This window comes from Bellilinea sp., assembly GCF_053501535.1.
Genome location: NZ_JBRCOK010000039.1, coordinates 22414 through 28999 on the forward strand (window position 1 = coordinate 22414; position 6586 = coordinate 28999).

The 6586-nt window shown below is 52.6% G+C and carries 7 protein-coding genes; 3 read left to right on the plus strand and 4 right to left on the minus strand.

The window, feature by feature from the left end:
* The first annotated feature begins 8 nt into the window (after positions 1-8).
* From vorB to ACWIZX_RS04645, 3 genes are read left to right on the plus strand one after another with little or no spacing between them, the layout of a single operon-like run.
* Positions 9-1127 (plus strand): 3-methyl-2-oxobutanoate dehydrogenase subunit VorB, encoded by a 1119-nt coding sequence (vorB, locus tag ACWIZX_RS04635; RefSeq protein ID WP_322794363.1) that lies wholly within the window; start codon positions 9-11, stop codon positions 1125-1127.
* Positions 1128-1149: 22 nt separating this feature from the next.
* The gene (locus ACWIZX_RS04640; protein WP_448334953.1) at positions 1150-1917 is read left to right on the plus strand and encodes a thiamine pyrophosphate-dependent enzyme; all 768 of its coding nucleotides are present in this window, start codon (positions 1150-1152) and stop codon (positions 1915-1917) included.
* Positions 1918-1930: 13 nt separating this feature from the next.
* The gene (locus ACWIZX_RS04645) at positions 1931-2476 is read left to right on the plus strand and encodes a 2-oxoacid:acceptor oxidoreductase family protein (RefSeq protein ID WP_448334954.1); all 546 of its coding nucleotides are present in this window, start codon (positions 1931-1933) and stop codon (positions 2474-2476) included.
* A 53-nt stretch (positions 2477-2529) separates the two neighbouring features.
* On the opposite strand, the gene ACWIZX_RS04650 is transcribed toward ACWIZX_RS04645, so the two are convergent.
* From ACWIZX_RS04650 to ACWIZX_RS04665, 4 genes are all read right to left on the minus strand, one after another.
* Entirely contained in the window at positions 2530-3822 is a 1293-nt protein-coding gene (locus ACWIZX_RS04650) for a TolB family protein (RefSeq protein WP_448334955.1), read from the minus strand.
* Positions 3823-3837: 15 nt separating this feature from the next.
* Entirely contained in the window at positions 3838-4272 is a 435-nt protein-coding gene (locus ACWIZX_RS04655) for a M23 family metallopeptidase (RefSeq protein WP_448334956.1), read from the minus strand.
* Between the two features lie 9 nt (positions 4273-4281).
* Positions 4282-4986, minus strand: coding sequence for a hypothetical protein (locus tag ACWIZX_RS04660; RefSeq protein ID WP_448334957.1), 705 nt, complete (start codon positions 4984-4986; stop codon positions 4282-4284).
* 210 nt (positions 4987-5196) lie between these two features.
* Positions 5197-6432, minus strand: coding sequence for a hypothetical protein (locus ACWIZX_RS04665; protein WP_448334958.1), 1236 nt, complete (start codon positions 6430-6432; stop codon positions 5197-5199).
* Positions 6433-6586 lie beyond the last annotated feature (154 nt).

Consider the following 6586-nt stretch of genomic DNA (forward strand, 5'->3'; position numbering starts at 1 on the left):
AGGCAGATATGGCGAGAGAACTGTGGAAAGGAAACAATGCCATTGCCGAAGCGGCAGTACGGGCCGGCTTGCAGGCCTACTTCGGTTATCCGATCACCCCCCAAACCGAATTGCTGGAATACCTTTCGGCGCGCATGCCAGAACTGGGACGCGCTTTTGTGCAGGCGGAAAGTGAATTGGGCGCTATTAACATGGTTTACGGTGCGGCCTGCACCGGTGCGCGGGTAATGACCTCCTCTTCCAGCCCGGGCATCAGCCTGATGATGGAGGGGATTTCGTACATTGCCGGCACGGAAGTGCCCTTTGTGCTGGTGGATGTGATGCGCGGCGGGCCGGGTCTGGGTAACATTGCCCCGGCGCAGGCCGATTACAACCAGATTGTACACGGCGGCGGTCACGGCGATTACAACGCGATTGTACTGGCCCCGGCCTCCATTCAAGAGTCGGTTGACCTGACCTATGAAGCCTTCGACCTTGCCGAAAAATACCGTGCCATTACGGTCATTTTGATTGATGGTAGCATCGGTCAAATGATGGAACCGGCTGAGATGCCCCCCATGCGCCCGCTTAAGACCGAATATCCCGAATGGGCCGTGCGCGGCATCGTTGAACACCCCGGTGAGCGGCGGGTATTATCTTCGATTTACCTTGACCCGCCGGATGAGGAAGCCGCCAATTTGCGCATGCTGCGCCGCTGGCAGCAGGTGGAAGCCAACGAGGTGCGCTTCAAAGGCTACTATCTGGAGGATGCCCGTTTTGTGGTGGTTGGGTTTGGTTCAGCCGGACGGGTGGCACTTTCAGCGGTGCGTGCCGCGCGGGCGGAGGGAATTCCAGTCGGTTTGCTGCGACCCATTACCCTCAAACCCTTCCCGGTCAAGGCACTGGACGAATTGAGCCGGCAGGTTGAGGGCATGCTGGTGGTGGAAATGAACTCCGGACAAATGCTGGAAGATGTTCGCCGTGTGGTTGAGGGTCGGGTGCCGGTGGAATTTTACGGCCGCCTGGGCGGTATCATTCCCATGCCGGATGAGGTACTGGAAGAGATCCGCCGCCTGACGCGCGAACCTTTACCTCTCGATGGTCACCCGCGCGACCGCTGGCTGGCGCGCATGCCTCACAGCAACTAGAAAGGAGCGAAAAACCATGGTGATGCTCGATGAAGTTGTTGTTTATGAACGCCCGCAATCGCTGGAAGAGTGCGCCACCCATTATTGCCCGGGCTGCACCCACGGGGTAGCTCACCGCCTGATCGCGGAGGTGATTGACGAGATGGGCATCCGCGACCGGATGATTGGCGTGGCTTCGGTGGGCTGCTCGGTGTTTGCCTATAACTATTTTGATTTTGACTTTGTTCAGGCCCCGCACGGGCGCGCCCCAGCCATGGCAACCGGTATCAAGCGCGTCCTGCCCGACCGGATTGTGATGACCTATCAGGGTGATGGTGATATGGCATCCATCGGCATGGGGGAGATTGTCCATGCTGCGGCACGTGGAGAAAATATCACCGTTTTCTTCCTCAACAATGCCAATTATGGAATGACCGGCGGGCAAATGGCGCCGACAACCCTGCCGGGCCAACAGACTACCTCCAGCCCCAAGGGGCGGGATGTGGAAACGCAGGGTTACCCGGTACGCGCATCGGAATTACTGTCAACACTGGAAGGGGCCAGTTATGTGGTGCGGCGCAGCCTGCATGACCCCAAGAACATCCGCATGGCAAAGAAAGCCATCCGCACCGCTTTTGAAGTGCAGCAGCGTGGACTGGGCTTTTCGATGATTGAACTGTTGTCCATTTGCCCGACCAACTGGGGCTTGACGCCGGTTCAATCGCTGCGCTGGCTGGAAGAACACATGATCCCCTACTATCCAATTGGGGATTACAAAGTCCATCCGATTGTAGCGGAATTGAAGTTCTAAGGAGGCGCGGGGAATGCAAACCGAAATTATCATTGCTGGGTTTGGCGGGCAGGGTATTTTATTCGCCGGGCAATTGCTGTCCTACGCTGCCATGGATAGCGGGTTGGAAACCACCTGGATTCCTTCCTACGGGCCGGAAATGCGCGGCGGCACCGCAAACTGCACGGTGATCATCGCCGATGAAGAAATCGGCTCGCCGGTTGTGCGCAATCCGCAGGTTGCCATTGTGATGAACCGTCCCTCACTGGATAAGTACGAACCGCTGGTCAAACCGGGTGGACTGCTGGTGGTCAACTCCTCGATCATTGACCGCACCCCGGAGCGAAAGGACATTCAGGTGGTGCTGGTGCCGGCCAACGATATTGCCGAGCAACTGGGTGACCGGCGGATGGCCAACATGGTCATGCTAGGGGCGTTCCTTGCCAATTTGCCGGTGCTTGGTTTGGAGGCAATTGAAAAAGCCCTGCAGGAACATCTGCCGGAACGCCACCACAAACTGCTGCCGAAGAATTATCAGGCATTGCGCGAGGGGGCGCGGTATCTCGGGGAAAAGGTTTGAGAGGCTTAAATTTAGTGAGGCAGCCGCGCATTTGCCTGGCTGCCTCTTTTTGTCTAATGCAAAACTGAGAGCAGAAAACCAGCCTTGACCAATATTTCCAGTTCACCCTGTCCATCAGAAGAGATCTTCCACACCGGTGAGTCCCCAGGATGCAAATCGGCCTGATCGAGCACCAGGGCAGACGAATCGCGTGACCACTCTACACGGGCAATGGACCGTTCAAAGGTACGTTGCCATAAAAGATTTTGACCGGTCAGGCTGATCACACTCAGTGTGACGGCGGTATCCGCCTGTTCGGGTCGGCTATGAAGCACCGCCAGTCGGTCGCTCTGCGGTGACCAGGCCCAATCCTTCAGCAGGATTTTACCGGGCTGCACTGCCAGTTTGTGGAAGAAATTGCCGTCCAGTGTTCCCACTGTGCCATCAAGGGTGAGGACATACTTCCCGTTAACAGACATCCCGATGAGGGCAAAGTCTAATTGATCAGACTTCGATTGCGAAGGGTAATTAACCAGCGCTTGTGTGGCGGTTTTCTGCGAAAGGATGACGAGTTTTTCTTCTTTGGAGTCCGCATCATACACCCAGGTCAACACCCATTTCAAATTGGTTTCAAAGGTTAGGTCGGTGAGGCCAACTATCTGGCTGGTGAGGGCCTCCGTGTCCACCAGCCATACCTCTGCCTCGCAGCATTCGCCGAGGACGACAGCAATGTGGTCGGAATGCGGCGACCAGTCGGCAAAAAGAGGGGTAGATACAAAAGGGGGGAGGCATTCGCTCAAATCGGCAGTCAGCGAATACAGACAAAGTTGACTCCGATGGATGAAAGCCAGCCGCTCGCCATCCGGCGAAAAGGATGGGCTGAAAACCGCATCCCTGGCAGAAAACTGTTTCAGGATGGACTGCTTGGCTAAATCATAAATCAACCAGCCGCCGCTGCCATCCGGCAGGAGCAACCGGTTGCCGGCAGGTGAAACCTTCGGCGGGGTGGAGTGATGAAATTGTAGCCAAACGTTGGGTTCATCGCCGGGTGCGGCCTGGGTCAACACGGGGGCTAGCGTAACAGACTCAGTTCCACTTAGATCGGTAAGAGCAATCTGTCTGTCGGCTCGCAGGTGAAGCACTTCCAGTGATTCGGGTAAAGGTTTGTAGATGGTGGGAGGCGTGACGGTTGAGGTTGTCTGAGTGGCGATAGGCTTTTGGGTCGCGACCGGCGCTTCGGGGAAAGCGGGAGGGGTAGAGGTTGATGTTGCTGTTGGAGAGATTTGCGGTGCAGTGCAGGCCGAAATGATCAAGCTCAGCACAAGCAATAAAGTTGTAATTATGAATTTATAAACTTTTTTCTTCATTTCGCATTTCTCTTTTTATGGGTAGGAAATCGTACCACAGGGATTGTCTGGATAAGCATAATCCACCCTGATTGGCGTAAATCCGGTCATACCGTTTAAACGGATGCTGGTATCACTCAGATTTCTTACCTCAAAGTGAAGATGATTCCCTGTGCTATTACCGGTACTACCTACCCAGCCTAATACATCCCCCCTTTGAACATTGTAATTTCGAGAATAAATTAGTTCCCAATTGATGCTATGCAAATGGGCATAGTATGCTTTTACTCCCCCTTGAGTTCTAACAAGATTCCCATATCCGGAATTGCTCCATCCCACAAATACCACAGGATCACTAGAGCTTGCGTAAATGGGCGTTCCTTGTGGTCTTGCAACATCAATTGCGTATCTAGACCAACTCGTGTTATGTGCTGGTGAGTTACATGTTGCCGTCAGGTTAGCACCTCGCAATGGGGCATGCTACCAAGTTCCAAGATTAAGAGGGGTAAATAGGTTATCATTAGGTGAATTGATAGTGTGTAAACTGGGGTTGCCTGTAACCTTTGAGGTTCCAAACCATGAGAAAGGACGAAATCTTTCTCCATAAACATCTTGCAAACTATATGGAGTGCTATCACTAAACCTAAAAGACTCTACAATCTTGTTGTAAATATCTATATTTGAGTCTGAAACATTTGACCAGATAAACCAAACAATCTTTCCCCTAAGAATGTTTGTAAATCGATATTCTGTGATGCTTGATGATCCCTTAGCTTGTAATAAATCAGTTTCGTTACTGGGGGTTTTAAGGATGGTTAATTCTAAATTTGTGGGTTGATCAAGAGATCGGCTAAAAAGTTCATATTGAATAGTCCAATCTTCCAACGATTGGTCGGGATTTGCTTCAACCAAATACATACCTATCTCAACTTTAGAATTATGGGATTTGTAAGCATTATCAACAATCACTAGCGTTGCGCCTGCTCCTAAAGAATCATTCCTGGGTATTACAGACCAATAAGATGGGTAAGAAATTGAGAATCCCAATTTTGGATCGGTATAGGTCTGCCATTGCTGGATTACAGAAATTTGATCAGAAGGGGAATAACTTGCTACCAAGCCAGTAGGAAGATGTAACAAAATCATGGCTATTGCAATAATAAAGAGTTTCAGTATTTTTGGCATCAAATACTCCTTTTTTTATTTCGGTTGAAAATACTAAATGCGCTACTTTATTTTCATTTTAATGGATTTATTATATTGTGTTCAATATAGGGTTTTCCCTAAAATTGGGATAAACAAATCTATATATATCAAAACAAGAAGTACAATCGTTGTTTTGCTGGTTCTATAATCTAATAAATAGTGTATGCAAGTGCTTTGGATGCTCTTGCCCTATGGTACAAAACCAATAAAAATCCCTTCGGTCAGGCGGGTGAGACGGGTGCCGTCACGCTGGACGCGCCAGATTTCGCCGGCAGATTCAAAACGCGAGTAAGTCTGAATCACGATGGTGTCTTCATCTACCCACCCCATGACGTGCGGAGCGTTGGCCGAATCGTTGAACAACACTTGCGGGGATAGACTGCCGTCCACCGGAGCAAGCAGCACCTGCCCGGCTTCATCTTCCGGGTTGTTGCGCCCGCAGGCATACGCCAGCCACTGATCGGAGGGCGAAAACCGGCCGTCTCCACAGGTGGTCAGTCCGCTGGTAGGGGGCAGCAGTACTTCAACACGGCTGCCAAGGCGGCGCACGCGGATACCATCACCGTTGATAGACGCCATGCTTAAGTCGTTGGATATGGAACTGAGGCTCAAGCCGAGTCGTTCATCATCACTGACCAGTACGGTGATCGAGCCGCTGGCAGGGTCGTAAAGGCGCATACCATTCCAGTTTCCGTAAAGAATGTAGCCGCCAATGCCGGTCGGTTGGGTGGCATATAGCAGTTTCCCATCCGGCTGCCAGCGGTAGGGGTGAAGAATCAGCCAGCGTTCGCGGTTTTCTTCTTCACCGATTTCGTCCACTTTGCGGGCATCGCTGCCATCCAGATTGGCAATCCACAATTCCGATGAAGGCGCGTTTTCTCCCCAGAATTGATACGACCAGGCAATGCGGCTGCCGTCCGGGCTGATGCTGGCACTGATGGGATTTTCGGAGCGGATGAAATCCAGGGTGCGCCTGCCGGCGGAGGTAATCACCGTGACGGTGCCGTCTTCAAAGCGCGAGTAAGCCAGTCCATCGCGAAAAACGGTGGTGTTGTACGCACCCACGCCTTCAACCCCGCTGATGTCTGCCTCAAAACCCAGCCGGTTTCCCTCAAAATCAAAAGCCACAAAGCGCCCATCCATCAGGGCAATGAAACCGCGCCACACCCCGGCGGGGATGAGTGTGGTGGGGGAGGTTTCTGCTGTTGGGGTGGCAAGCGGCGGCATGGGCGGCGTTTCGGTGGCAGGAGGACTGTGCGGGGCAGCGGTGGCCGCTTCGCTGGTCAGTTGAGCATAGGCTGTGGCAAATGCATCGGGGGTCGGTTCGTTGCTCTCATCCGCCGATAGTTGGCAAGCGGCGGCTGTGAATAAACCCGCCATAATCAGCAGCCAAAGAGCGATTTTGGGGAGAAACCTTGCGTTCATTGGACACCTCTCAAAGGATGACCCCGACATCCGTCCAGGGCAGTATGTAATTTACGTCAATTCGGGATAAATCATTTTTACATCAACTTTCGAATTTTCGTCCCCCCTCCCGCCTCCCCCAAAATCGCCCCTGCGATTTTGGGGGAGGTGCAGG